Origin of the sequence: Shewanella sp. FJAT-51649, from assembly GCF_019457435.1 — a bacterium.
Taxonomy (GTDB): Bacteria; Pseudomonadota; Gammaproteobacteria; order Enterobacterales; family Shewanellaceae; genus Shewanella; species Shewanella mangrovisoli.
In genome coordinates, this window is sequence record NZ_CP080411.1 from 4688794 (window position 1) to 4713793 (window position 25000).

The window sequence follows — 25000 nt, forward strand, 5'->3', positions numbered from 1 at the left end:
TTTCCATCGCCGGATTTAGCCAAGTATAGTTCTAAATGGATAAAAAAACGGCTTAAAAATTGCGCTCGATAAAGCGGAAACACTCATCGGCAGCCAGTGGTTTACTAAAATAATACCCCTGCACTAAATCGCAGCCCATGCTTGAGAGCAGCACCAGTTGCGCCTCATTCTCGACCCCTTCGGCCACCACTGTCAGCCCCAGCTCATGTGCCATTGAAATCGTCGCCGCGCTGATGGCGGCATCGTTCGGATCGCTCTCGATATCCTTCACAAAGGATCGGTCTAACTTGAGCCTGTCTAAGGGCAATAACTTCAAGTAAGAGAGTGATGAATAACCCGTCCCAAAGTCATCGATGGCCAATTCGATGCCATGCTGGCGCAACTCGGCCAGTAACTTGGCATTTTGCTCGGGATACTGCATGGCGACACTCTCGGTAATTTCAAGCTCGAGCGCACCCTTACCCAACTTATGCTTGGTAAGCACGTTGATAATATCCGCGACTATGGTGTCTTTACGTAATTGATGCGCCGAGAGATTAACCGCCATCCGCAATCCTTTAGCGCCCTTGTCACGCCATTCGGCCAGCTGTGCTAACGCGTTTTCTAACACCCATTGGCCGATGGGGATGATCATGTCAATTTCTTCGGCGATCGGGATAAAACGATCGGGTGCGACTAACCCTAATTCCGGATGTTGCCAGCGGATCAACGCCTCGACCCCAACCACTTGCCCGGAACTGATATCCACCTGCGGTTGGTAATGTAGGAGCAGTTCATTACAGGCTATCGCCTGCCTTAACCCAGTTTCGATTTGCTGACGCTCAGTCACTAAGGTGTTCATCGCAGCGGTGAAAAACTGGTAGTTGTTACGCCCCGCCGCCTTAGCACGATACATGGCCATATCGGCATTTTTCATGAGTGCTTCAACACTGTCACCATCGGTTGGGAACAGGCTAATACCAATACTCGGCGATGAGTGTAATGGCTTATTATCAATAAGATAGGTTTGATTCAAACCGCTACGTAGCGCTTCTGCCACCTTAGCGACCCTATCGTGATCCGTATCGGACAACACCACGACGAACTCATCGCCGCCGAGACGCGCGACGATATCGTCATTGCCCATAATGTTTTTTAAGCGCCGCGCCACTTCGAGCAACAACATATCACCGACATGGTGACCCAAGGTGTCGTTGATATTTTTGAAATGATCCATATCGATAAACATCACGGCAATCTGAGTTTTGGAGATAAATGCCTCTTGAAAGACTTTCTCCAGACGCGATTGCAGGCTCAAACGATTCGGCAGCAAGGTTAGCGAATCGTGGTGAGCTAAAAAGTGGATACGCTCCTCATTCACCTTACGCTCACTGATATCGGTAAAACTGCCGATGTAATGGCTAATCGCGCCCGTCTCATCCCGCACTATCGACATCATTAACCATTTCGGGAAATCAAAGCCCTCTTTATGTCTGTCCCACACTTCCCCCTGCCAGAATCCGGTCTGTTCGAGGGCGGCGCGCACCTGTGCATCGATACTACGGTCGGTGCGCTCGGCCTCGAGGAAACGGCAATTTTTACCGATAATCTCGTCCCTTGAGTAGCCAGTGATCTGAGTAAAGGCGCTGTTCACATCCACTATGATGTCATTGGCGTCCATGATGGTGATGCCTTCACCACTTTGCTGGAATACCTGAGCCAGCAGGTTAACCCGTGCAACTGTGCGTTCCTGCTCGGTAATGTCTTCGACAATAAACAGGATCAGCTGCTCACCATTGGCAGCGGTGACTAGGGAGCCATTCAGCCTCACGGCCACCAGCTGGCCATCCTTATGGCGATAATGCTTCTGATAGGGGCCATAACGACGGGTTTGCTTAAGGCGTTCGAGCTGCTCGGTTTCACTCGACTGATAGCGAATGGGGGTGAGTTCCCATGGGTCTATGGCTTGCAACTCTTCGAGGGTGTAGCCGGTTATCTCCATAAAGGCTTGGTTGATGGCGACAAACTGCCCGTCTTCTAACCGTTTTAAGGCATGCCCGACGGGGGCTTTATCGAATAAGGTGCGATACCTTTGCTCACTCTCCATCAAGGTGGCTTGGAAGGTCTGGCTGCGGGCAATTTCCTTCGAGAGTGCCATGGTTTTTTCAGCCACCTTTTCGGCGATGCGGTGGCGCTCTCCCGATGAAACTAAGGTCATACCGCCAACTACGGCGCAGGTAATAAAGGCGAGCAGTAACATCAGCAGCGACAGGCTAAAAGTATCCCCCATCAAGGAGGAATAGGATTCATAGATCACTATATGCCAGTGCCTGTCGGCCAGCATAAGATTCGCCTGAAAGTACTGGCCCATCTTGTCGCTATGGATATTGCCTTCAAAATCAGGAAACGTCTTCTGGCTATTGGCGTAAAGCAAGGCGCCCTTGGCGCTCATGTCCGTCAGGCGCCAATGCAAGCCTTTGACCTGCTCGACCTCATTGATAATCGACTGCAGATCGATCACCGCCGAACAAAAGCCGACGATATTGCCTAAGCGGTCGAATACAGGCGCGAGGAACAGGGTACCACCAGGGCCATTAGGATCTTCCGCCAGCTGGATTTTACCCGTCATCACAGGTGATAGGGTCGCGCGCACTTTTGCTATCGCCGCCGCCCTTGAGGGCTCGCCATTGATGTCTAACCCGAGTGCGGCGCGGCTAGTATTCATAGGTTGCACAAACTTAACGGGCACCAGCCAACCGTCGGCATTCGGTGCACCGCCTTCTAAATATCTAATCTTATAGGGCTCACCGAGCTCGGCACTGGTTTCGGTCTCGAAACTGTCTTTATCGCTCGCGGCAATCAGTGGCGACCAAGCCCAGGCCCGAAAACCATCGAGTTGCAGTTGGTTACGCTTACCAAACTGAATAAATTCGTCCTCGGACACTTGTTCGCTATTGTCGAACAGGCTGGCCAAGGCTATCACTTGCTGCAAGTTAGACTCTTGGAAACTCTCTACGCTACTGATAATGGCATTGGATTGGATTTGAAACTTATCTTGCAGTTGTTGCCGCTGGTTCATATCCGAGTAGTAATAAATCCCGATGCAGAATAAAAAACCAACCAACAGCGGCAGCCCTGTCTGGACACGCCTCGAGCGCCAAATAGAGCGCTGATCGAAGAGCAACATAGTGAGCGGAATAAAGATCACCGCCCCGAGTAAGTCACCAATCCACCAATTAACCGTACTTCCCAAGGCATCCTTGAGCGGAATGGTGCCGTGGACCACTAAGGCGGCATTTGCAAACAGCGTGGCAATCATGCAGGTCAGCGCGAGGCTGAGGCAGGATTTAATCACAGTGTTGGGTTTATCTAAGGTAAAAACGGGGTCGATACGACGGATCACCTTGGCGGAAACATAGGCTTGTAAGCTCGAAGCTGAGGCAATGGCTAAGGGCAGCCAACCTAAGTGAAGCGCTCCGCCGATATTGATATTAATCAACCAAGACCCAAGCAGCACCCCAAACCAAGGGGCATATTGGCGCCACATAATGCAGGAGGCAATGGCAATCCCCGCCGCGGGCCAGATGGCGGCCGAGTAACCTGGTGGTAGGGCAATCAACAAGCCTATTTTGCCAACGACAAAATAAGCCAAGGCAACGAGGATATTGACCTTAAGATAATGAGCAAATGCTTTGATATACAATCCCTTTTTATTACTAAGCCGGAACTCAGACAGGCACCATAATGCCTTAATCCACAAATCAATCTCAAGCTGATAACAGACTCAGTATTGAAAAGTCTCCTAAAAATCGGCTTGTGGAGGTTCTTTTTGCAGGCATCTATCTGGTAAACTCGCGCCAATTTCGCCGACTAGGCACTAAAGCCATCGACCTTCTACAGCCTTGATGACGGCTCAACATTTCATATTCAATCTAAATAAGCTGTCGCTAATTTTAGCCAAGACAGACGACAAAATCCGCTGGATAAGCCATCAAAATTTGCCTTAAACTGTTCACATTTAACTCAAGGTATTTTCTGATTCAGCTCACATTAACCTTATTTTTTGAGAGGGCAATCGATATAAATTTAGTTAAATTAGTTAACGAAATGTTTAAATCTAGTTTTAATTAAGGTTTTTTTAATGCAAAAGCCGTTTTGAGCCAGTGATCCACTTTCAATCAATCCCCGCTTCTTGTTATCCTCCCGCCCGCACAAAAAAGTTGCAGCTTGAATTTTTATTCAGCCAACGATTTCCTCCCGTTCAGCCGGACCTGTTAATTGAAATTCGCACTCAGCCAATTTATCGCTGAAGGATTGAATCTCGTTGCGAGGTTCTCCCACTTCAGTATGACAAACCTAACCCTACTCTTTGGGTTACTGTTTGTGCTGCCCGCTGCTGACCTAGTGTCGGTGATGGTTGGTGGCTGTATCGATATTGGCGAGTTAATCACCCTAAGCGATGGCTTTTTAATTGAGTTCTTCGGCGCCACGCTACTGAGCGTATTGCTGCTCAACCCCCAGATAATTAAGCAATTGTGGAATCTGTTCGACAATGGCTTTAAGTTTTTCAACAGCTTAGACCTCACTAATGCTGGCCAGTTTTTAGCACCCCCAAGGCTAAAATCCCTCGAGCACCTTGCGCACGGTTGTCGCGCCCCACCATTGTAACTCTCTGTTTTAAAATTCAAATTTAGCATTAAGCGCTGAAAGTCGATCCTCAATCTCGTATTGGGGTGGCAGGCATTTTTTGTGCCGCGCTCGAGCCACTTTCGGATTTACCTTCGGATAACGCCGCTCAATGCTACTGCCTATCTCTCTGGGCAGAGTTGTAAACCTTAGGGTTAGAGGAATCTTCCTTTGTTAATTCGAAATTTAAGTAAAGTAGCATTCGCGGCGATAGCCCTGATGCTCGCAGGCTGTGATGGCGGCGTATTGGATCCCAAGGGCCAGATCGGTGTCGATGAAAAGCACCTGATCATCATCGCTACCCTACTCATGCTGATTGTGGTTATCCCCGTGATCTTCATGACCTTGTTCTTCGCATGGAAATACCGCGATGGCCGAGATCATGAGGTTTTTGCTCCTAAATGGTCCCACTCAAGTGCGATTGAAACCGTGGTTTGGATTGTGCCGATTGTGATCGTCGTGATTTTAGGCGTGATCACTTGGGGGTCAACCCATGATCTCGACCCTTACAAACCACTCGAACACGACGCCAAGCCGATTACGGTTGAAGTGGTCTCTATGGACTGGAAATGGTTGTTTATCTATCCAGAACAAGGTGTTGCATCGGTAAACGAACTGGCTTTCCCAGCGAATGTACCAGTGAACTTTAAGATCACCTCTGATACCGCCATGAACTCTTTCTTTATCCCGCAGTTAGGTAGCCAAATCTACTCAATGGCTGGGATGACGACTAAGTTGCACCTGATTGCCAACGAACCCGGTACCTATGACGGTATTTCCGCTAACTATAGCGGCGCAGGTTTTGCGGGTATGAAGTTTAAAGCCATTGCCACGCCAACGGCAGCCGACTTCGATGCTTGGGTAGCCAAGGCCAAACAACAGGCGACTAAGACCTTAGACTCTGCAACTTATCAAGCCTTAGCACAGAAGAGTGAAAACAATCCTGTTGAATACTTTGGCTCAGTGAGTCACGGCATGTTCGATCAAATCGTTATGCAATACATGCACATGGACTCAAACGAGAACATGGCAGGCCATGAAGGTATGGAACACATGAGTGCCGACCACAATATGGCTGGCATGCACCACGATATGGCGCATATGGCGAGCGACCAGAAGATGGCCGACATGGAAGGCTCAACCCATTCTGACACTTCATCTACAGAACACTCATCCACTCACCAAGTGGAGGCGGAGTAAACATGTCTTTTCTCGGTAAATTAAGCTTAGATGCGATCCCGTATCATGAGCCTATCATCATGGTGACCCTTGCGGTTGTTGCCGTGATAGGCCTGTACGTCGCAGCCTTGATCACTAAACACAAAAAATGGGGCGTGCTTTGGCACGACTGGTTAACCTCGGTTGACCATAAACGCCTCGGTATCATGTACATAGTACTTGCCTTCATCATGTTGATCCGCGGTTTCTCCGACGCCATCATGATGCGTACCCAACAGGCATTGGCCACCAATGGCGCCGCAGGTTATCTGCCGCCAGAACATTACGACCAAATCTTCACTGCCCACGGCGTGATCATGATTATCTTTATGGCGATGCCATTTATGATCGGTCTAATGAACTTAGTGCTGCCACTGCAAATCGGTGCCCGCGACGTTGCCTTCCCCTTCTTGAACAACCTCAGCTTCTGGTTAACCGCGTCTGGTGCCGTGCTGATCAATATTTCATTAGGTTTAGGTGAATTCGCCCGTACCGGCTGGGTGGCTTACCCGCCGTTGTCTGAGCTGGCTTACAGTCCTGGCGTTGGGGTCGATTACTATATCTGGGCGCTACAGATTTCGGGGATAGGGACAACCTTAACCGGGGTCAACTTTATCGCGACTGTGCTTAAGATGCGCGCTCCAGGCATGAAGCTGATGCAAATGCCAATCTTCAGTTGGACTTGTACTTGGGCCAACATCCTGATCGTGGCATCGTTCCCGATCCTGACAGCCGTTTTAGCGCTGTTAACACTCGATCGTTACATGGGTTTCCACTTCTTCACCAATGATGGTGGTGGTAACGCCATGATGTATATCAACCTGTTCTGGGCTTGGGGTCACCCTGAAGTGTACATTCTGATTTTACCTGCGTTCGGTATCTTCTCGGATGTGATTTCAACCTTTACCTCTAAGCGTCTGTTCGGCTATTCCTCAATGGTATGGGCCAGCGGCGCGATTTCAATCCTCGGTTTTATCGTGTGGTTACACCACTTCTTTACCATGGGCTCGAGCGCCAACGTCAACGCCTTCTTCGGTGTGATGACCATGGTGATTGCGGTCCCGACTGGGGTAAAACTGTTTAACTGGTTGTTCACTATTTACCGCGGCCGCCTGCGCTTAACTGTGCCAGTGCTGTGGACCTTAGGCTTTATGGTGACTTTCACCATCGGTGGTATGACGGGCGTGTTATTGGCCGTACCTGGCGCCGACTACGTACTGCACAATAGCTTGTTCCTGATCGCTCACTTCCATAACACCATTATCGGTGGTGCCGTGTTCGGTTACTTAGCTGGTTTTGCTTACTGGTTCCCGAAAGCGACAGGTTTCCACTTAAATGAGCGTTTAGGTAAAGCCTCATTCTGGTGCTGGCAAATTGGTTTCTATGTGGCCTTTATGCCGCTGTATGTACTCGGTTTTATGGGTATGACTCGCCGTATCAACCACATTGATAACCCAGCATGGAACATGTGGATCTATATCGCTGCCGTGGGTGCTTGCATCATCATGGTCGGTATCATTCTGCAATTCGTGCAGCTGTACGTGAGTATCCGTGACCGCGACCAAAACCGTGACACCACGGGCGACCCATGGAATGGCCACACGCTGGAATGGTCAACCGCCTCACCACCACAGTTCTACAACTTTGCTAAGTTGCCACAAGTGTCTGATATCGATGCCTTTACCGATGCCAAAGAAAATGGCACCGCGTATCAACGCCTCAAACACTATCAGCCAATCCATATGCCGAAAAATACCCCAAGCGGTATCTTAATGGCACTGGGTATTACTGCCGCTGGTTTTGCTGCGATTTGGCACATTCTGTGGCTCGCGATTGTGGGCATGGTGGGCGCGTTTATCGTGTTCTTATTCCGTGCTTATAACAACGATGTCGACTATTACGTTCAACCCGATGAAGTGGCACGCATTGAAAATGCTCACTTAAACAATGTAGTAAGGGGCTGATATGAGTGTTGCAATCCCAGCTGATTTAGAAGTTGCTCACGCCGAGGAGCACCACGAGCACCATGACACGGGTGGCAACACCCTGTTTGGTTTTTGGCTCTACCTGATGACCGACTGCATCCTGTTTGCATCGGTATTCGCCACCTACGCCGTGCTCTATATGAACACCGACGGCGGTGTATCGGGTAAAGACATTTTCGAACTGGACTTTGTGCTGATCGAAACCGCAGCCCTGCTGCTCAGTAGTATTACCTATGGCTTCGCGTTGATTTTCGCTAAGCGCCACAACAAGGCGGCGACCCTCACTTGGTTAGCCATTACCTTTGCACTGGGCTGTGTGTTTATCGGCATGGAAGTCTATGAGTTCCATCACCTGATCGAACATGGCAACGGCCCACAACGCAGCGCCTTCCTGTCATCTTTCTTCACCTTAGTGGGCATGCACGGCTTGCACGTGACCGCGGGGTTAATTTGGATGGCGATCATGATGATTGAAGTCGCTAAAACTGGCTTAGGTAACCGCAGCATCACTCGCTTGAGCTGCTTAAGCTTGTTCTGGCATTTCCTCGACATCGTGTGGATTTGCGTATTCACCGTTGTGTACTTATTGGGAGCACTGTAATGGGCGCACATACTCAATCACATGACCATAGCCATGGCGCAGACGATCTGGCCGCCAGCATCAAGTCCTACTTAGTCGGTTTTGTGCTGTCAGTGGTGTTAACTGCCATCCCATTCTGGGCGGTAATGACCCATCACTTCGAACAATCGACGACGCTTGCCATCGTTATTGTCACGGCACTGGTGCAGATTTTGGTACACCTTAAGTACTTCCTGCACTTGGACTTCTCTAAGGAAGGCAAGATCAACACTTTCTCCTTCCTATTTACCGCGCTGATCATCGTGATGGTGGTTGGCTTGTCGGTATGGATCATTCTCGAAGCTAACGCTTTGATGATGTAACGAGACACAGCAAATGAACACACAAGCTAGATTGACATCGACGCAATGGAAAGCACGCTTCAAAGGGTATGTACAGGTGACTAAGCCTGGCATCATTTTCGGGAATCTGATTTCCGTTGCTGGCGGCTTCCTATTGGCCGCGAAGGGCGATGTGGATCTGGTCTTGATGCTGGCAAGCTTAGTGGGATTATCCTTAGTCGTCGCCTCAGGCTGTGCGATTAATAACTGTATTGACCGTGATATTGACGCCAAAATGCAGCGCACCTGCAAACGCGTCACCGTCACGGGCGAAATCCCCCTAAGCCATGTCTTGCTGTTTGGCATCGCCTTAGGCGTGCTTGGATTTGGCATCTTAGCCTTGTTCACCAATGCCTTAGCCCTGCTGTTTGCCGCGATTGGCTATGTCGTTTATGTCGGGATTTATAGCCTCTATATGAAGCGAAACTCGGTTTACGGCACCTTAGTCGGCAGCTTTTCGGGCGCAGTACCGCCCGTGGTGGGCTATTGCAGCGTGACAGGGCAAATGGATATGGGCGCAGTGATTTTATTGCTGATGTTCAGTCTCTGGCAGATGCCACACTCCTACGCAATCGCGATTTTCCGCTTTAATGACTATGCAGCCGCGAAGATCCCCGTGCTGCCCGTCGCCGAAGGGATGGCCAAGGCGAAGCACCATATAGTGCTCTATATCGCAGTGTTCGCCTTGGTCAGCACCATGCTGCCACTCGCAGGTTACACAGGCACCGCCTTTATGGCCGTGACCTGTGCCACCAGCCTCTGGTGGCTAACTATGGCCCTTAAAGGTTATCGTCAAGATGTGGATATGCCACGTTGGGCCAGACAAGTGTTTGGTTTTTCAATTATTACCATCACAGCACTCAGTGTAACCATGGCGCTGGATTTTCAAGCGGTCAGTCAAACCCCACTGTTTACCTTAGTGCGATAAACATAACCTTTATTCAAAAACAAAAGCGCTAACCTAGGTTAGCGCTTTTTTATTGCCGTATGACTAGCGTCACCCCAATACTTTAGTACCGTTTAACGACGACAATCTCAGCCATCGAAATTTATTGGACTACAATATCAAACGCCTATAAACGTTTATGTGCATTATTACAGGGAGTATTCGATGAAATTGATATCATCAGCCATAGTCTGTTTCAGTTTGAGTCCATTCGTACAAGCATCGAGTCCACCAAAACCCAATGCCGAAGCAATTTATATGGGTGGCAACATAATAACAGTGAATGACTCTGCCCCCACAGCAGAGGCATTAGCGATAAAAAATGGCCGCATTCTTGCCGTTGGCAAAGCATCGGAACTGCTAAAACTCAAAGGGAATGACACTCAAGTAATCAATCTCAATGGTAAGACACTAATCCCAGGTTTTATCGATGGTCATGGTCACGTATTCAATACAGGGATCCAAGCGCTATCGGCAAATCTGCTCGCGGCTCCTGATGGACATGTCGGCAATATTGCCGATCTACAGAAAGCGTTAAAGGTATGGGCAGGCAAAGCTGAAAACAGCAAACTCGGCATCATTCTCGGCTTTGGTTACGACGACTCACAGCTGGCGGAACAGCGTCACCCAACCCGCCAGGAATTAGACGCCGTTGCTAAGGACATTCCAGTGCTTATCATCCATCAATCTGGCCACTTAGCCACACTGAATACTAAGGCGCTGGAACTCGTAGGTTTTACCGCCGAAACTCAGGATCCTGAAGGCGGAAAACTGCGCCGCGAGGCCGATGGCAAAACCCCCAATGGCGTACTCGAAGAAACAGCCTTCTTTGGCATGCTGCTCCCGCTGTTTGCCAAGCTCAATGAAAAGGAAAACGAAACCATCTTTGCTGCTGGCATGAAGCTCTATTCCAGCTTTGGCTACACCACAGCGCAGGAAGGCCGCGCCTCTAGCGCTGCGGTAAAAACCATGTATAACGTCGCGCAGCAACAAAAGTTACCTATCGATGTGGCTGCCTACCCAGATATTCAAAGTGCACAGGATGTGATTGTGCCACCCTACTATTCTGCCAATTACAACAATGGCTTCCGTGTAGCTGGCGCTAAACTCAACCTCGATGGTTCACCACAGGGTAAAACCGCTTGGTTAACTCAGCCCTATTTGGTTCCCCCCGTTGGACAAGAGCCGGGATACAAGGGTTACCCGAGCATGAGCGATGAGAAGGCGGCGGGATATATTGAACTCGCCCAGAGCAAAGGCTGGCAATTGCTAACCCATGTGAATGGCGATGCCGCCATCGATCAGCTCCTTAAAGGCATTGAAGCCAGTGAGAAAAAACACGGCAAGCCAGATAGGGGGTTTGTCGCCATCCATGCACAAACGGCACGCAAGGATCAGGTGGAGAGCTTTAAACGCCTTGGGGTTTTCCCATCTTTCTTCCCAATGCACACCTTTTACTGGGGTGATTGGCATATGGACTCAGTGCTAGGCGGTGAGCGCGCTCAAAATATCTCGCCAACGGGCTGGGCGCGAGAACTGGGGATGATTTATACCTCACACCATGACTCGCCGGTCGCATTACCCAACTCAATGCGAGTTTACTCCGCTACAGTGAATCGTATCAGCCGCACTGGACGCGTACTCGGCCCGGCACAAAAGGCCTCTCCATTGGAGGGATTGAAATCTCAAACTCTGTGGGCAGCAACTCAATATAAAGAGGAAAAAAATAAGGGCTCGCTGGAAGTTGGCAAACTGGCAGACTTAGTGATCTTATCCGATAACCCACTGCAAGTTGCACCCGAAGCTCTTGCCGATATTCAGATATTAGAAACGATTAAAGAAGGCCAAACTGTCTATAAACGTGATGATCAAGTCAATGCTAATACCGGAAGCTGCGTAGAGTCCGCCAAATGCCAATCAATAGCAACGACAGCCATGATAGCGACAGGCTTATTGCATCACGCACATTAAACTTGGCGGCAAAATGTCGATAGAAGACTTGCGCTTCTATCGACATTTCTTTTATACGCCATTGTGAAAACTTTGATTTGTTAAAGAGTTACTTCATTGCAGATTTTACATAAACATCGAAGCGGTTTTTCTTGGTCTCGATAACCATGCTGGGCTTAACACCGGCGAGGTCTTCGGCATAATCGGGGCGCTTCACCACCACACGCTTACTGGCTAGGGCCATGGCGGGGGCGAGCAATCCATCGGCGTCGAGGTCTGCACCGACTAAGGTTTGGAAGACCCGCATTTCCTTTTTAACCAAGGCCGATTTGTCGCGGTGGGGGTACATAGGGTCGAGGTAGACGACATCGACCTCTTGCTCCAATTTGGCGAGTGCCTCGAGACTAGAACCATGGAAAAGCTGCATACGTTCACGCATCCAATCGCCGATTTCGGCATCTTGATAGGCACGGCGCAGGCCGTCTTCTAATAATGCGGCCACCACTGGATGGCGCTCTACCATAGTCACAGTGCAGCCTAAGCTTGCCAGCACAAAGGCATCGCGACCGAGGCCCGCAGTACCATCGACCACTTTTGGCGTAACGCCCTGCTTTAACCCGACAGCCTTAGCTATCGACTGACCACGACCGCCACCAAACTTGCGCCTATGGGCAACCGCGCCAGTCACAAAATCCACCACTATGCCATCGAGCTTAGGTTCATCACGCTTATGTAGCGTCAAGGTGTCTGATTCAAAACGCAATTCGAATGGCGCATCGGCATCAAACACCAGTTGCCAGCGGGCACAAATGTCCACAAGAGTTGGAAATTGCTGATTAAAAAAGACTGGAATAGGCAAAGGGATCACTGTTTAACGGGGAGAAATTGCCGCCATTATGCCAAAAGCGAGCAGAGCTGAATACTCTCTTGCATGGCGAATTCTGGGCAGCACTTAGTGTGGCTAATTTACCCCAAGGAGTATTATCCCTATAATTGCCCCATTGAATGCGGGTATTTCACCTGTACTGCTCACCTTGGAAGATCCGATGTTAAGTTACCGCCACGGTTATCACGCCGGCAATTATGCCGATGTGTTGAAACACGCTATTTTGCTGCAAACCTTGCAGTTAATGCATAAGAAAGACAAACCCTTAGTCTATATCGATACCCATGCGGGTGCGGGCGGTTATGCGTTAACGGATGAGTTTGCCCAGAAGACAGGTGAATACCTCGAAGGCGTAGCTAAGCTTTGGAATAAAACCGATCTGCCAAAATCTCTGCAGGATTATGTGGATGCGGTGCGTCACTTTAACGAAGACAATCCAGAAGAACTCAACTTTTACCCAGGTTCTCCCGCCATTATCGATATGGAGCTGGGGCCGAAGGATCGTATGCTGCTGCACGAGCTGCACGGTACCGATCATCTGCTGCTGGATGAGTATTTCGAGCAGGATAAGCAGGTAAAAGTCATCAATGGCGACGGCCTTAAAGGATTGATTGCTGCGGTACCGCCACTAGAGCGCCGCGCACTGGTGCTTGTCGACCCCAGTTATGAGATTAAGACCGACTATCAAACGGTAGCCGAGACCTTAATCAAGGCGCATAAACGCTTTGCTACGGGCGTATTTATGCTCTGGTATCCCGTAGTTAACCGCGCGCAGACGGAAGAAATGCTTGCCCGCTTAGCTGGCAGCGGTATTAAGCGCCAACTGCGTATCGAGCAGGCAATCAAACCCGACGCCAATGAATTTGGCATGACAGCCGCAGGACTATGGGTGATTAACCCACCTTGGCAACTGGATGAAATCGCGACCGACATGCTCGACTATCTTGGCAAAAACTTAGGCCAAGCGGATGGCAATGTCATCGTCAAATGGGAAGTCGGCGAATAATCGAATCCTATTGCGTTACCATCGTATGCAGCAGAGCAGCGTCACCTCCTAGGTCCGCTGCTTTTGTTTTTTTAGCATGAAATAACCTGAGCTCGGGATAAGTAGAGCCGCTGAATAGGCATCTTTTCGACACTCGTTACCCCGAGTTCAGGTTAAATAGAGAGTGGCAGTGCCGCTAGACTTTGGCGCTGCGGTAACGTTTTAGCAGAATTTGCACCCGTTCCACATAGGCTTGGGTTTCTGGATAGGGAGGAATACCGTTGTATTGGGTCACTGTGGTTGGCCCCGCATTGTAGGCGGCGCAGGCCAATGCAATATCACCATTGAACTGTTTTAGCATTTGCGCCAAATACTTACTACCGCCGAGAATATTCTCCTCCGGCAAAAAGGCATTGGTCACGCCCATCTCTTTGGCGGTTTCGGGCATTAATTGCATCAGGCCCATTGCGCCAGTGCGCGACAAGGCTCTGGCATTAAAGGCCGACTCGGCGTGGATCACGGCGCGGATAAGTGCAGGGTCTAATTGATGTTTATGAGCCGCACGGCTGATCAAACTATCGTAATTGCGGGTAAACAACCGAATGCCATTCCAGTCAATTTTGGAATCTGGGCGACAGGCAAAACAGTCATAGAGCAGGATTTGATACTCATTGGTGGTCGGCGCTTTATCGGTAAAAGCAGTGACACCATTGGCCTGTAGATATTGATAAACTTTGACTTTTTCTTGCCCAGTGTTACTCACAATACCGCTTTCAGAATAACGGGCCACAATACGGGGCTTAGGCTTGGCTTCTTCGGCAAACGCGGCCGCAACACTTCCCCAAGCCAAGCACAAACCAAGGCTAGCTATGGCTATCGACTTAAGGCAAAGTGGCGAAGAATGCGTTGCTGGCATCAAAGTCCCGTATGTTCGTTGAGTTTAAGTACTTCAATAATAGCAAAGAGTTGCTTCATCTCACGGTTTAACTGGCTAAATTCCGCCGAAAAATGAGCACTGTCGAAGATAGAGCGCATCTGGAAACGACTGCGGCGATTAGGCAAAAACAAGATCAAACGATTACGAAAGAAGGCGCATTGAATCTCCCCATCGAAGGACTTTGCCAATTGCTGCAAGCGCTCCATAAAGGCGGTATTGAGCAAATAGCGCGACTCGATTTGATCCGTTGAAAACACATCGAACTCTTTTTCGAACAGGGGATCTTCAAGCTTCACCCTTTGCAGCCCTGAGTGGTTGTCGGATAAGAAATTTGCCAGTCCGCCGCGATCCTTTAATACCACGGTATGACCAATAAATTGCTTATGGCTACTCAGCTCAACCACAGTGCCGCGAAAGCGAGTCTCGGTGCGAGTTACAGTTCGGCGTTTATTGCCGTCCCACTCCTCCACTCGCACGTCTTTGGTCAGGGTTAACTCATTGACGACTAACTCAATGCCCTTGTATTGACCTTGAATATAATCACCAAAGCTCGCCTTATCGTAATTGGGTAGCACCTTAGCCGCAGTGAGGCGATTCATGTCGAGGCGCATCTCGCGGTTGTAGATAAAATCCTCACCAAAGTACTTAAACATGATGGGATAGATTTCTTGCTGTACTTGCCGCTTAAACTGCCGAGTCGGTGTAAAACTCCAAAAACCTAATCCCAATAGGGCGACTAACGGCAGCGGAAACAGCATGAGTCCACGGCTATGCCCCAATAGCGCTAACAGCACAAGACCTGCGACGATAGCCAAACTAAGATACAAGCGTTTACGCGTAGCCTTAAGGCTGTTGACGCGCTTGGTTTCATAGCGGGCGGTGAGCGGCGCCAGTTGGGTATCGTAGTACTCCTGCAGCGACTCCCTATCCGAAGCGTCCGCCGACAATCTTACCGCCTGTCGCTGAGCCTTGATGGGACTACCTAAAATAAAGGTGAGTATATTCATTCAGTTAATATGTTTGCGGAGCCTATCTTGGCCCCGCAAATATCGAAGGATTACAGATAATCCGCCGCGTCAATGGGCGCTTTAGAGGCTTCATTCACCTCGTAGAATGGCATCACCTTAATGTTTGCCATCGACGCAATAATCGACCCGGGGAAAATCTCAACGGCGGTATTTAGCTCAGACACCGCCGAATTATAGAAACGACAGGCAGCAGAGATATGGGCTTCGACCTCGTTATAGGTTTGCATCGCCTCGAGCATAGTGTTGTCTGACTTCAGCTCGGGATAGCTTTCAACGCTCACCATCAAGGCACCCATTTTATCGTTAAGCTTCTCAGCTTGTGCAATATGCTCTTTCACCGCATTGGGATCTGTCTTGTTGTAATTGCGGGTTAATTGCGTACGTAGCTCAGTGATTTCAGTGAGTAATGACTTTTCATGATCCATAAATCGCTTAGCGATTTTGAGGATATTGGGCACAAGATCGGCGCGCTTGGCTAACTGCACATCGATCCCCGACAGGGCTTCGAGGGCGGTATTGCGCTTTTTGACTAGGCTGACGTACCAAAGGTAGGTGACGATAAAAATCAGCGCTAATCCTAATAACAGTTTGTCCATCTTCCATCCTTAGGGTTTGTTCTTAGTCTCAACGGGTACAGCTAAACATAAATGGCTAAGAATTTCATCTAAAGCGATAGCTAACGCAATGAAATATTAGCTTTAGCGATTCTGGTCAGAGCATTAAACAACAAAATAACCAGCGAGATTATTCAGCTTGGATACAGAAAAACTAGGCTATAGTGTATATGCACAACGTTAAGAGCAACCTTTTTGCTCGTGAATACTGGACTCCTAGTGAGTCCATTTTTTTATCCCGCATTTCCCCTCATAATCCGCCGCACAGCCGCAGTTGCAACATTTAAGTTTCAATTAAAGCTTAACCATCATACTTTTCGGCCAATTTTTTAACTTTCACCTTAGCGTTAATCCAACCACTTGGGCCAGACATAGCTCTGCCAAGTACGCCGCATCGATTCTGCTCCCGGGTAAAGAATGCGCTAGCAAAGGTCGACAGAGGCAAGAGAATGAGCTCGAAATCCAACGATATTCCCGTCAATTCACCACAGGCCGACGACATGAGTTCTCGCGGCTGGTTTGTCCGTTTTCTTAATATTGTCGAACGCTTAGGGAACCTACTCCCCCATCCTATTACCTTGTTCGCCCTGTTCTGTGTCGCCGTGATCTTAGTATCTGGCGTTGCGGGCTACTTTGGATTAACGGTGACCGATCCGCGCCCCGAAGGCGCCCACGGACGTGGCGCCGATGGACTTATCCACGTCGTCAGCCTGATGAATGCCGAAGGCTTGCGGATGATAGTGTCCAACTTAGTCACTAACTTCACCGGCTTTACGCCCTTAGGCACTGTGCTGGTCGCCCTGCTGGGTGTGGGTATCGCCGAGCGTTCTGGACTGTTATCCGCGGCGATGCGAGCACTCGTTATGGGCGCGTCGAAGCGTTTGGTGACGTTAACTATCGTATTTGCCGGCATTATGTCGAATACCGCGGCTGAGCTTGGATATGTGGTATTAATTCCCATGGCGGCGATGATCTTCCATTCCTTAGGTCGCCATCCCCTAGCTGGTCTTGCTGCGGCATTTGCCGGGGTATCAGGGGGATACAGCGCCAACCTATTGCTCGGTACTGTCGATCCGTTGTTATCGGGTATCACTGAAGCGGCGGCGCGAATGATCGATCCCGACTACAACGTCGGCCCCGAGGTTAACTGGTACTTTATGTTTGTCTCGACCTTTGTGATTACTTTTCTCGGCGCCTTTGTGACCGAGAAAATTGTCGAGCCGAAACTGGGCAAATATCAAGGCGATGATGCCGATGGAACCGTGCATCAATCCATGGGTAATGTCACCAAGCTGGAAAAACGCGGCCTCAAGTGGGCGGGATTATCTATGCTGGTGCTAGCGGTATTCCTTGCGCTGTCCGTCGTGCCAGAGGGTGCGCCACTGCGCGATCCGAAAACCGGTCTAGTCTCGGGTTCGCCCTTCCTCAAAGGCATAGTCGCCTTTATCTTTATCTGTTTTGCTATCCCCGGTTTTGTCTACGGCAAGGTCGTTGGCAGTATTAAAAACGATAAAGACGTTATCAATGCCATGTCACACAGCATGAGCACTATGGGGCTGTATATCGTACTGGTATTCTTTGCGGCGCAATTTGTGGCCTTCTTTAACTGGAGTAATCTCGGCGCCGTGCTAGCCGTGCTGGGTGCCGATGCCCTGCAATCCATTGGCTTAACGGGGCCAATCCTGTTCCTGTTTTTTATTATGATCTGTGGCTTTATCAACTTGATGCTGGGTAGCGCTTCGGCCCAGTGGGCCATTACCGCACCGATTTTTGTGCCCATGCTGATGTTAGTCGGCTATGCGCCCGAAACCATTCAAGCGGCCTACCGTATTGGCGACTCAGTGACTAACTTAGTCACGCCTATGATGAGCTATTTCGGGCTGATTTTGGCCGTGGCTTGCCGTTACCAAAAAAACCTTGGCATAGGCACGCTTATCGCCACTATGCTGCCGTACACCTTAGTGTTTTTCGTTGGCTGGACGGCGTTCTTCTTCCTGTGGGTGTTTGGCTTTGGTCTGCCAGTGGGACCAGGCGCAGCCACTTACTACACGCCTTAAGCTGGTCTAACTCCATCCCTAACAAAAAGGGCGTCGAAGCTAAGCTCGACGCCCTTTTTGATGTCCGAATTCATACTGGAATAAACGGCTTCAGTCGTATAACCATTCCATTAAAAAACTACAGATCAGCAAGAAAACCCCCAGATTAAACACCACAGTCTGTAATTTTGCCTTAGGCGATTTATCCTCGGCCTGACTCATCACTTGGTTGAGGGGAGTAAAAAACATATTAGGGTCGAGCCCCATGCCAATAAAAAATACTGCGACGGCAAAGAGGCGAGTCAGCTCAGGAACGGCCAGCTGCTCAAGATAAAACTCATAGGCGCCATAGGCGACCATGCCCACGGCGATACAATGGCAAACGACGGCCATGATAAGCTGCTTAGTCATAGAACCTCTCACCGATGACACCACTTTGCTCCTAAAGCCAACGCACTGTTACTCATTATGCGGCTGATAATATTCGGCGCGCAGTCTATCTCTTTTACGTTGTAGCTGCACCCAGGCAAACCAACCAAATAAAAGACCTGCCGCTGGATAAAGATAGAGTGCCCGAGCTAACTCGCCCCAAAAGGATGTATCTGAGGTCAAATAATGGATAGTGGCGACCACGACTGAAGTCATACAACCCCAAAACAACACGCCAACCACTAGGATAAAAAACCTCTTTCCCTTGGCTATGGCTTTATCCAGTGCCGCAAGTTCCTGTGCCGACATACCAAGCTCTCCATCCATTATGATTCCACCAATATGCCTGAATTGGCTAATGCTGGCTATCCATCGTAGTAACGATACACCAACAAAAAGCCCTGCATGTGCAGGGCTTTAAGAGTGTTAGGTTAGATTACTCCGCCGAGGTCGGCTTTTCTTCTTTACCTTTCTTCTCGCGCTTACTAAAGATACGTTCCACAATCACGAAGAACAACGGCACGAAGAAGATACCTAGGAAGGTCGAACTCATCATACCGCCGAGTACCCCAGTACCGATGGCGTTCTGGCTACCAGAACCTACACCCGTACTAATCGCTAACGGTACAACACCCAGACCGAAGGCGAGTGACGTCATCAGAATTGGACGCAAACGCACGCGGACCGCATGTAAGGTCGCCTCAATAAGACCCGCACCTTTCTCATAGAATTCTTTGGCGAATTCCACAATCAAGATGGCGTTCTTCGTCGCCAAACCGACCGTCGTCAACAGACCCACCTGGAAGAACACGTCGTTTGGCAAGCCACGACCATTCATCGCCAGCAGGGCACCGATAATACCGAGCGGAACCACTAGGATTACTGCGAACGGTACAGACCAGCTCTCATACAGGGCTGCCAGTACGAGAAATACTACCAAAATCGACAGAGCATACAGCGCTGGCGCTTGGTTACCCGATAAACGTTCCTCATAGGATAAGCCGTTCCACTCGATACCAAAGCCAGGTGGTAACTGCTTCACCATGTCTTCCATGATATTCATCGCCGCACCAGTACTGAAACCAGGAGCCGTTGCGCCTTGAATGTTCATGGCAGGTAAACCGTTGAAGCGTTCTAGACGAGGTGAACCATATTCCCATGCGCCCGTTGCGAAGGCCGAGAATGGCACCATGTCGCCCTTGTTGTTACGCACGTACCAAGTGTCTAAGTCTTCAGGTTGCATACGGTATTGTGCATCACCCTGTACGTAAACTTTCTTCACACGACCACGGTCGATAAAGTCGTTTACATAAGAGCCACCCCATGCGGTTGCGAGTACGCTGTTCACGTTCGCAATCTCAATGCCTAAGGCGCTCAGTTTGGCGTGGTCGATATGCAACTGATAGATTGGCGCATCTTCCTGACCGTTTGGACGAACGCCCACGAGGTTTGGATTCTGTGCCGCCATACCCAACAATTGGTTACGCGCTGCGACTAACTTGTCGTGCCCTTGACCATTCTTATCTTGCAGGTACATGTCGAAACCGTTAGCCGTACCCAGCTCGATTACCGCAGGCGGTACGAAGGCGAATACGAAGGCTTCTTTCATTTGACTGAATACGCCCATCGCGCGGCCCGCAATAGATTGCACATCCATACCTGGCGCTTCACGCTCAGACCAATCCTTCAAGCCAACGAAGGCAATACCCATGTTTTGGCCTTGACCCGCGAAACTGAAGCCCGCCACGCTGAACACCGATCTCACGCCCTCTTCAGCCAGATAGTGGTCAGAGACTTTCTCCAGCACTTTAAGCGTACTTTCTTGGGTTGAGTTGGTTGGCAAAATCGCTTGCGTGAACAAGATACCTTGGTCTTCGTCGGGTAAGAATGCCGTTGGCATGCGCATGAAGATCCAGCCCACTGCCACAACTAATGCAGCGTAAATCATCATGACTCTGAAGCTACGTTTTATAATACCAGCCACGCTCGATTCATAACGGTTCGTTAAGCGATCGAAGCCACGGTTAAACCAGCCGAAGAAACCGGTTTCGATATGGCCATGGCCCTTCTTCAAAGGTTTTAACATGGTCGCACAGAGTGCAGGCGTTAAAATCAAGGCCACCAGCACAGACAGCGCCATCGCAGAAACGATTGTGATCGAGAACTGACGGTAAATTACCCCGGTAGAACCCGACATAAACGCCATAGGTACGAATACCGCAGACAAGGTCAGACCGATACCGACTAACGCGCCAGTAATTTGATCCATCGACTTACGGGTCGCCTCGAGTGGGCTTAAGCCCTCTTCGGCCATTACCCGCTCAACGTTTTCCACCACCACAATCGCGTCGTCCACGAGCAGACCAATTGCCAGCACCATAGCGAACATGGTGAGGGTGTTGATGGAGAAGCCCGTTGCCGACAGAATCGCAAAGGTACCCAGCAATACGACAGGTACTGCGATGGTTGGGATCAGCGTCGCACGGAAGTTTTGCAGGAAGAGGTACATGATGACGAACACCAGTACGATAGCTTCGAGCAGAGTGTGTACCACGCCTTCAATCGATTTCTCAACGAATGGCGTTGTATCGTAGGGGTAAACCACATCTAGCCCAGCAGGGAAGAAGGGACGTAACTCTTCAACTTTAGCGCGAACGGCTTCTGCCGTGTCTAAGGCGTTAGCACCAGTAGCCAACTTAATCGCAATACCAGAAGCGGGTTTGCCGTTATACAGAGACTCTACCGCATAGCTTTCTGAACCTAATTCAACACGCGCCACATCACCCAAGAACACGTTCGCACCCGAAGTATCGGATTTGATGATGATCTTGCGGAATTGTTCTGGCGTTTGCAGACGGCTCTGTGCCGATACTGTCGCGTTTAACTCTTGTCCTGGCAGTGATGGCGTACCACCGAGTTGACCTGCTGATACCTGCGCGTTTTGCGCACGGATAGCGCTCACCACATCTAAGCTGGTGAGATTGTATTGGGTCAGCTTCAATGGATCTAACCATATACGCATCGCATATTGGGCACCGAAAATCTGAATTTCGCCCACGCCAGGTACACGGCTCATAGGATCTTGGATGTTAGCGCCCACATAGTCGGCGATGTCACCCTTATCTAAAGAACCGTCGGTCGAGACGAAGCCCAGTACCATTAGGAAGCCAGAGCTTGACTTGTTAACGTTAACCCCTTGAGATTGCACCTCTTGTGGTAACAGAGTCATAGCGCCCTGTAACTTGTTCTGCACCTGAACCTGCGCGATATCCGGATCGGCTTCCGCGTTAAAGGTCAAGGTAATAGACGCGTTACCAAAGCTATCACTGGTCGATGCGATATAACGTAGGTGGTCGATACCCTTCATACGTTGCTCAATCACCTGAGTCACTGAGTCTTCAACGATTTTGGCCGAAGCACCTGGGTAGTTCGCACTGATCACCACTGTCGGTGGCGCAATACTGGGGTACTGCGAGACTGGCAGGGATCGGATCGATAGAACCCCCGCCAACATAATGATTAAGGCGATCACCCACGCAAAGATGGGGCGATCAATAAAAAAACGTGCCATAGCTATGCCCTATTGTGCTTGGGTTTCAGAAATAACTTTGGGAGTGACTGGTGCACCTGGACGGATCTTTTGTAATCCTTCCACAATCAACTTATCGCCCGCTTCCAAACCGGCAGTAATACGCCATTGATTGTCGATAACTTCAGCGGTGGTTACAATTTTTGCTTCCACTACGCCTTGATCGTTCACCACCATAGCCACGGCTTGCCCCTTAGCGTTACGGCTAATGGCTTTTTGCGGTACTAGGATGGCTTGAGGATCGGTACCAGTATTCAACACGGCGCGAACATACATGCCAGGCAGTAAGAGGCCATCTGGGTTAGGGAATTCTGCACGCAGGATCACTGAGCCCGTGTTTTCATCCACACTCACCTCAGCAAATTGCAGCTTACCGCTGTGGCCATAAACAGTGCCGTCTTCAAGCACTAACTGCACGTCAGCGTTATCAGCCGCTTGCAGCTTACCTTGCTGTAATTTCGCTTTTAGGCGCAGCAATTGGGCACTCGATTGGGCGATATCCACATTGATAGGATCGAGCTGCTGAATGGTCGCCAACGTTTGGCTTTGGTTTGCCGTTACCAGCGCACCCGCAGTCACACTCGATTTACCGATACGGCCAGAAATTGGCGCTAACACTTCGGTGTATTCGAGGTTGATTTTGGCGGTGTTAATTGCCGCTTCAGCGACTGTCACGCTTGCCAGCGCTTCTTTGTAAGCCGCTTCGGCTTCATCGAAATCTTGCTTACTGATGGCGTTAGTCTTTACCAATTGTTGATAACGAGCCGCTTTGGCCTTAGCAGAAGCAAGACTTGCATTCGCTCTGGCTAAATCGGCGTTAGCGCTCACCAGTGCTGCCTTGTAAGGCGCGGAATCGATTTGATAGAGGGACTCGCCCTGCTTCACATGGCCGCCTTCGACAAAGCTACGCTTGGTAATAATACCGCTGACTTGAGGACGTACTTCGGCTTCGAGGAACGCCTTGCTGCGGCCGGGTAATTCGATTTGGATAACCTGAGGCTTGGCCGCCACGTTGATTACACCAACTTCCATACTCTGCGGCCCAGCGCCTGCTTGAGCTGCCTTATCCTCTTGAGGGCTACAAGCTGCCATCCACAACGCCACGCTGATTACTGAGGCAAGTTTAATTGTCTGCCGCATGAGAACTCCTTTAAATATTAACGCTACCGTTTTTTCACGCTTTCAAAGGTGAACTGACGGCCGTAATTATAACTAAAATCAAATCTGTTACTTATCGCATACCCTATAAGGATGAACAAGAAAGATAAACAAACTAAAGTGTAAACTAATGAAAATATTCACACCTTCGCGAATACCTTATTGATTGAATTGTTATCCTATTTAAGAAATATGTTAATAGTGGATAAGCTTGTTAGCGTTGTACGATACAAAACACTTATTCAGCCTACTCTATATCGAAAATGTTGCAAACCTGTTCGACACCACAGGCTGCTATCAAGCAACCCCTGATAACAGTCTATTCGATATAAATGACACTTATCCGACTACATTACGCCAATAAATAAGCATTTTTGCATATACCATCAGTCGTTTAGCTTGGCTTGTTTGCCCGAGCCCAATATGGCTTTCTCACTCATGGTGATGCAAACAAGACGCTACAAAACTCGAATGCTTAATTCTATTGATGTAACGGTAATGATGTATGGTTTATGTAAATTCGCTTTGAATCTACATATCAGCAGAAATGAGTGACACTCAACTCTTTGAACGCGACATTTTATGACCAAGCTTAATTGAGGGCAAATCTGAAATGGCTTTTTACACCCCATTTAATGAAACTCTGCTTCCCAAAAAACGTATTTTTATTAATTAGATCACAAACACATCTCCGGCAAACTCGGTTATTTCGCCGCTTGTTCACATTCATTCATATCTTTTCGTCATTGGTTCATCCCAAGTTGCAGCGCTATTCACAACTTATTTTTACGATAAAGGTGCGCTAACAATTCCCAATACTTTGAGATGATGATTATGAAGACTCGTACTAAATTTTTGCTGACAGGGGCGTTGCTTTCTTTGGCGGCAAGCTCCCACGGCGCCGAAGATAATCAACTCTTTGGCGGCACCATTAACGGCAACCTTAACTTTGCATCCGACTATGTGTTTCGTGGTGAATCAGAAACCTTAGACGGCGATATTCCCGTCGTACAAGGCACCCTGAGCTGGAATCACAATCAAGGCTGGTATGCGGGGGTATTTAGCTCCAACATCAAATTTGCCGACCCTAACTTAGAAATCGTTACTGCACCTTTTATTGGTAAAGCGGGGGAATTTGGCGACTCAGGTTTTACCTATGATGTGATGTTGTTTTCATACCTCTATCCCGGTGCGTCCTACTCCAACTACACCGAGTTATGGTTAAAAGTGGGTAAACAATTTGGCCGCGCAAATCTGCAACTCGAAGTCACCCCAACGGTTGATGATTGGTTTGGTGTCGATGGCTGGCACGGGGTTAACTATGCCTTGCACCCAAGCTATAGCTTTGACAATGGCGTAAAAATCTCGGCCTCTGTGGGTTATCAAGACCTCACGGGTGATGGCGCCGAAGGTTGGGGCCACTGGAACATTGGCTTGAGCAAAGCTTACTACGGCCTCAACTTCGACCTACGCTACCACGGCAGCACAGTCGACAGTGACCATAAGGTCTATGGCACTCAAACTCAAATCTTCGATGACAGAGTCGTCATTGGGATCAGTAAAAGCTTTTAATCGTTATGTGACTTACCCGTTCATCCCGCTGCTTCCCTGCAG

General features: G+C 49.4%; 19 protein-coding genes. 10 read left to right on the forward strand and 9 right to left on the reverse strand.

Annotated elements, in window-relative coordinates:
* Window positions 1-52: 52 nt before the first annotated feature.
* A complete protein-coding gene (locus K0H59_RS20540; protein WP_220054233.1) occupies window positions 53-3682 on the reverse strand; it encodes an EAL domain-containing protein in 3630 nt (1209 codons plus the stop codon).
* A gap of 644 nt (window positions 3683-4326) precedes the next feature.
* Here K0H59_RS20540 and K0H59_RS20545 point away from each other — a divergent pair.
* From K0H59_RS20545 to K0H59_RS20575, 7 genes are all read left to right on the forward strand, one after another.
* Window positions 4327-4647, forward strand: a complete 321-nt coding sequence (locus K0H59_RS20545; protein WP_011718744.1) for a hypothetical protein — start codon at window positions 4327-4329, stop codon at window positions 4645-4647.
* 189 nt (window positions 4648-4836) lie between these two features.
* Window positions 4837-5865, forward strand: a complete 1029-nt coding sequence (cyoA, locus tag K0H59_RS20550; RefSeq protein ID WP_220054234.1) for a ubiquinol oxidase subunit II — start codon at window positions 4837-4839, stop codon at window positions 5863-5865.
* A 2-nt stretch (window positions 5866-5867) separates the two neighbouring features.
* Window positions 5868-7847 carry a cytochrome o ubiquinol oxidase subunit I gene (gene cyoB / locus K0H59_RS20555; protein ID WP_220054235.1) on the forward strand — a complete coding sequence of 660 codons (1980 nt, stop codon included), beginning with the start codon at window positions 5868-5870 and terminating at the stop codon, window positions 7845-7847.
* A 1-nt stretch (window position 7848) separates the two neighbouring features.
* Window positions 7849-8469 (forward strand): cytochrome o ubiquinol oxidase subunit III, encoded by a 621-nt coding sequence (gene cyoC / locus K0H59_RS20560; RefSeq protein ID WP_011718747.1) that lies wholly within the window; start codon window positions 7849-7851, stop codon window positions 8467-8469.
* Window positions 8469-8810 (forward strand): cytochrome o ubiquinol oxidase subunit IV, encoded by a 342-nt coding sequence (gene cyoD / locus K0H59_RS20565; RefSeq protein ID WP_011718748.1) that lies wholly within the window; start codon window positions 8469-8471, stop codon window positions 8808-8810. The genes cyoC and cyoD overlap by 1 nt, the downstream gene beginning before the upstream one ends.
* A 13-nt stretch (window positions 8811-8823) precedes the next feature.
* A complete protein-coding gene (gene cyoE / locus K0H59_RS20570; protein WP_011718749.1) occupies window positions 8824-9756 on the forward strand; it encodes a heme o synthase in 933 nt (310 codons plus the stop codon).
* Window positions 9757-9939: 183 nt separating this feature from the next.
* Window positions 9940-11745 (forward strand): amidohydrolase, encoded by a 1806-nt coding sequence (locus K0H59_RS20575; RefSeq protein WP_220054236.1) that lies wholly within the window; start codon window positions 9940-9942, stop codon window positions 11743-11745.
* Between the two features lie 88 nt (window positions 11746-11833).
* Here the strand turns inward: K0H59_RS20575 and K0H59_RS20580 are convergent, their stop codons facing one another.
* Entirely contained in the window at window positions 11834-12583 is a 750-nt protein-coding gene (locus K0H59_RS20580) for a class I SAM-dependent methyltransferase (protein WP_086902519.1), read from the reverse strand.
* A gap of 187 nt (window positions 12584-12770) precedes the next feature.
* On the opposite strand from K0H59_RS20580, the gene K0H59_RS20585 reads away from it, so the two are divergent.
* The gene (locus K0H59_RS20585) at window positions 12771-13616 is read left to right on the forward strand and encodes a 23S rRNA (adenine(2030)-N(6))-methyltransferase RlmJ (protein WP_220054237.1); all 846 of its coding nucleotides are present in this window, start codon (window positions 12771-12773) and stop codon (window positions 13614-13616) included.
* Window positions 13617-13791: 175 nt separating this feature from the next.
* On the opposite strand, the gene K0H59_RS20590 is transcribed toward K0H59_RS20585, so the two are convergent.
* From K0H59_RS20590 to K0H59_RS20600, 3 genes are read right to left on the reverse strand one after another with little or no spacing between them, the layout of a single operon-like run.
* The gene (locus K0H59_RS20590; protein ID WP_011718753.1) at window positions 13792-14511 is read right to left on the reverse strand and encodes a lytic transglycosylase domain-containing protein; all 720 of its coding nucleotides are present in this window, start codon (window positions 14509-14511) and stop codon (window positions 13792-13794) included.
* Entirely contained in the window at window positions 14511-15539 is a 1029-nt protein-coding gene (locus K0H59_RS20595) for a DUF3137 domain-containing protein (protein ID WP_220054238.1), read from the reverse strand. Before K0H59_RS20595 ends, K0H59_RS20590 begins: the two co-directional genes overlap by 1 nt.
* 50 nt (window positions 15540-15589) lie before the next feature.
* A complete protein-coding gene (locus tag K0H59_RS20600) occupies window positions 15590-16156 on the reverse strand; it encodes a LemA family protein (RefSeq protein ID WP_220054239.1) in 567 nt (188 codons plus the stop codon).
* A gap of 467 nt (window positions 16157-16623) precedes the next feature.
* Between K0H59_RS20600 and K0H59_RS20605 the strand changes: the two genes are divergently transcribed.
* Window positions 16624-18231, forward strand: coding sequence for an AbgT family transporter (locus K0H59_RS20605; protein WP_309304154.1), 1608 nt, complete (start codon window positions 16624-16626; stop codon window positions 18229-18231).
* A 90-nt stretch (window positions 18232-18321) separates the two neighbouring features.
* Here K0H59_RS20605 and K0H59_RS20610 read toward each other — a convergent pair whose 3' ends face one another.
* The 4 genes from K0H59_RS20610 to K0H59_RS20625 all read right to left on the reverse strand — a co-directional run bounded on the left by K0H59_RS20610 (window position 18322) and on the right by K0H59_RS20625 (window position 23368).
* Window positions 18322-18621, reverse strand: a complete 300-nt coding sequence (locus K0H59_RS20610; protein ID WP_086902473.1) for a hypothetical protein — start codon at window positions 18619-18621, stop codon at window positions 18322-18324.
* 48 nt (window positions 18622-18669) lie between these two features.
* Window positions 18670-18966, reverse strand: coding sequence for a hypothetical protein (locus tag K0H59_RS20615; RefSeq protein ID WP_220054240.1), 297 nt, complete (start codon window positions 18964-18966; stop codon window positions 18670-18672).
* Between the two features lie 109 nt (window positions 18967-19075).
* A complete protein-coding gene (locus tag K0H59_RS20620) occupies window positions 19076-22210 on the reverse strand; it encodes an efflux RND transporter permease subunit (protein WP_011718758.1) in 3135 nt (1044 codons plus the stop codon).
* Window positions 22211-22219: 9 nt separating this feature from the next.
* Window positions 22220-23368 carry an efflux RND transporter periplasmic adaptor subunit gene (locus K0H59_RS20625; protein ID WP_220054241.1) on the reverse strand — a complete coding sequence of 383 codons (1149 nt, stop codon included), beginning with the start codon at window positions 23366-23368 and terminating at the stop codon, window positions 22220-22222.
* Window positions 23369-24211: 843 nt separating this feature from the next.
* Between K0H59_RS20625 and K0H59_RS20630 the strand changes: the two genes are divergently transcribed.
* Window positions 24212-24958: a TorF family putative porin gene (locus K0H59_RS20630; protein ID WP_086902476.1), complete on the forward strand. Its 747-nt coding sequence runs from the start codon at window positions 24212-24214 to the stop codon at window positions 24956-24958.
* Window positions 24959-25000 lie beyond the last annotated feature (42 nt).

Excerpts from the sequence above, each read along its gene's own strand:
- K0H59_RS20545 (WP_011718744.1), top strand. The coding sequence starts at position 4,327 with ATGACAAACCTAACCCTACTCTTTGGGTTACTGTTTGTGCTGCCCGCT.
- cyoB (WP_220054235.1), top strand. The coding sequence starts at position 5,868 with ATGTCTTTTCTCGGTAAATTAAGCTTAGATGCGATCCCGTATCATGAG.
- cyoC (WP_011718747.1), top strand. The coding sequence starts at position 7,849 with ATGAGTGTTGCAATCCCAGCTGATTTAGAAGTTGCTCACGCCGAGGAG.
- cyoD (WP_011718748.1), top strand. The coding sequence starts at position 8,469 with ATGGGCGCACATACTCAATCACATGACCATAGCCATGGCGCAGACGAT.
- cyoE (WP_011718749.1), top strand. The coding sequence starts at position 8,824 with ATGAACACACAAGCTAGATTGACATCGACGCAATGGAAAGCACGCTTC.
- K0H59_RS20575 (WP_220054236.1), top strand. The coding sequence starts at position 9,940 with ATGAAATTGATATCATCAGCCATAGTCTGTTTCAGTTTGAGTCCATTC.
- K0H59_RS20585 (WP_220054237.1), top strand. The coding sequence starts at position 12,771 with ATGTTAAGTTACCGCCACGGTTATCACGCCGGCAATTATGCCGATGTG.
- K0H59_RS20590 (WP_011718753.1), bottom strand. The coding sequence starts at position 14,511 with ATGCCAGCAACGCATTCTTCGCCACTTTGCCTTAAGTCGATAGCCATA.
- K0H59_RS20595 (WP_220054238.1), bottom strand. The coding sequence starts at position 15,539 with ATGAATATACTCACCTTTATTTTAGGTAGTCCCATCAAGGCTCAGCGA.
- K0H59_RS20600 (WP_220054239.1), bottom strand. The coding sequence starts at position 16,156 with ATGGACAAACTGTTATTAGGATTAGCGCTGATTTTTATCGTCACCTAC.
- K0H59_RS20605 (WP_309304154.1), top strand. The coding sequence starts at position 16,624 with ATGAGCTCGAAATCCAACGATATTCCCGTCAATTCACCACAGGCCGAC.
- K0H59_RS20610 (WP_086902473.1), bottom strand. The coding sequence starts at position 18,621 with ATGACTAAGCAGCTTATCATGGCCGTCGTTTGCCATTGTATCGCCGTG.
- K0H59_RS20615 (WP_220054240.1), bottom strand. The coding sequence starts at position 18,966 with ATGGATGGAGAGCTTGGTATGTCGGCACAGGAACTTGCGGCACTGGAT.
- K0H59_RS20620 (WP_011718758.1), bottom strand. The coding sequence starts at position 22,210 with ATGGCACGTTTTTTTATTGATCGCCCCATCTTTGCGTGGGTGATCGCC.
- K0H59_RS20625 (WP_220054241.1), bottom strand. The coding sequence starts at position 23,368 with ATGCGGCAGACAATTAAACTTGCCTCAGTAATCAGCGTGGCGTTGTGG.
- K0H59_RS20630 (WP_086902476.1), top strand. The coding sequence starts at position 24,212 with ATGATGATTATGAAGACTCGTACTAAATTTTTGCTGACAGGGGCGTTG.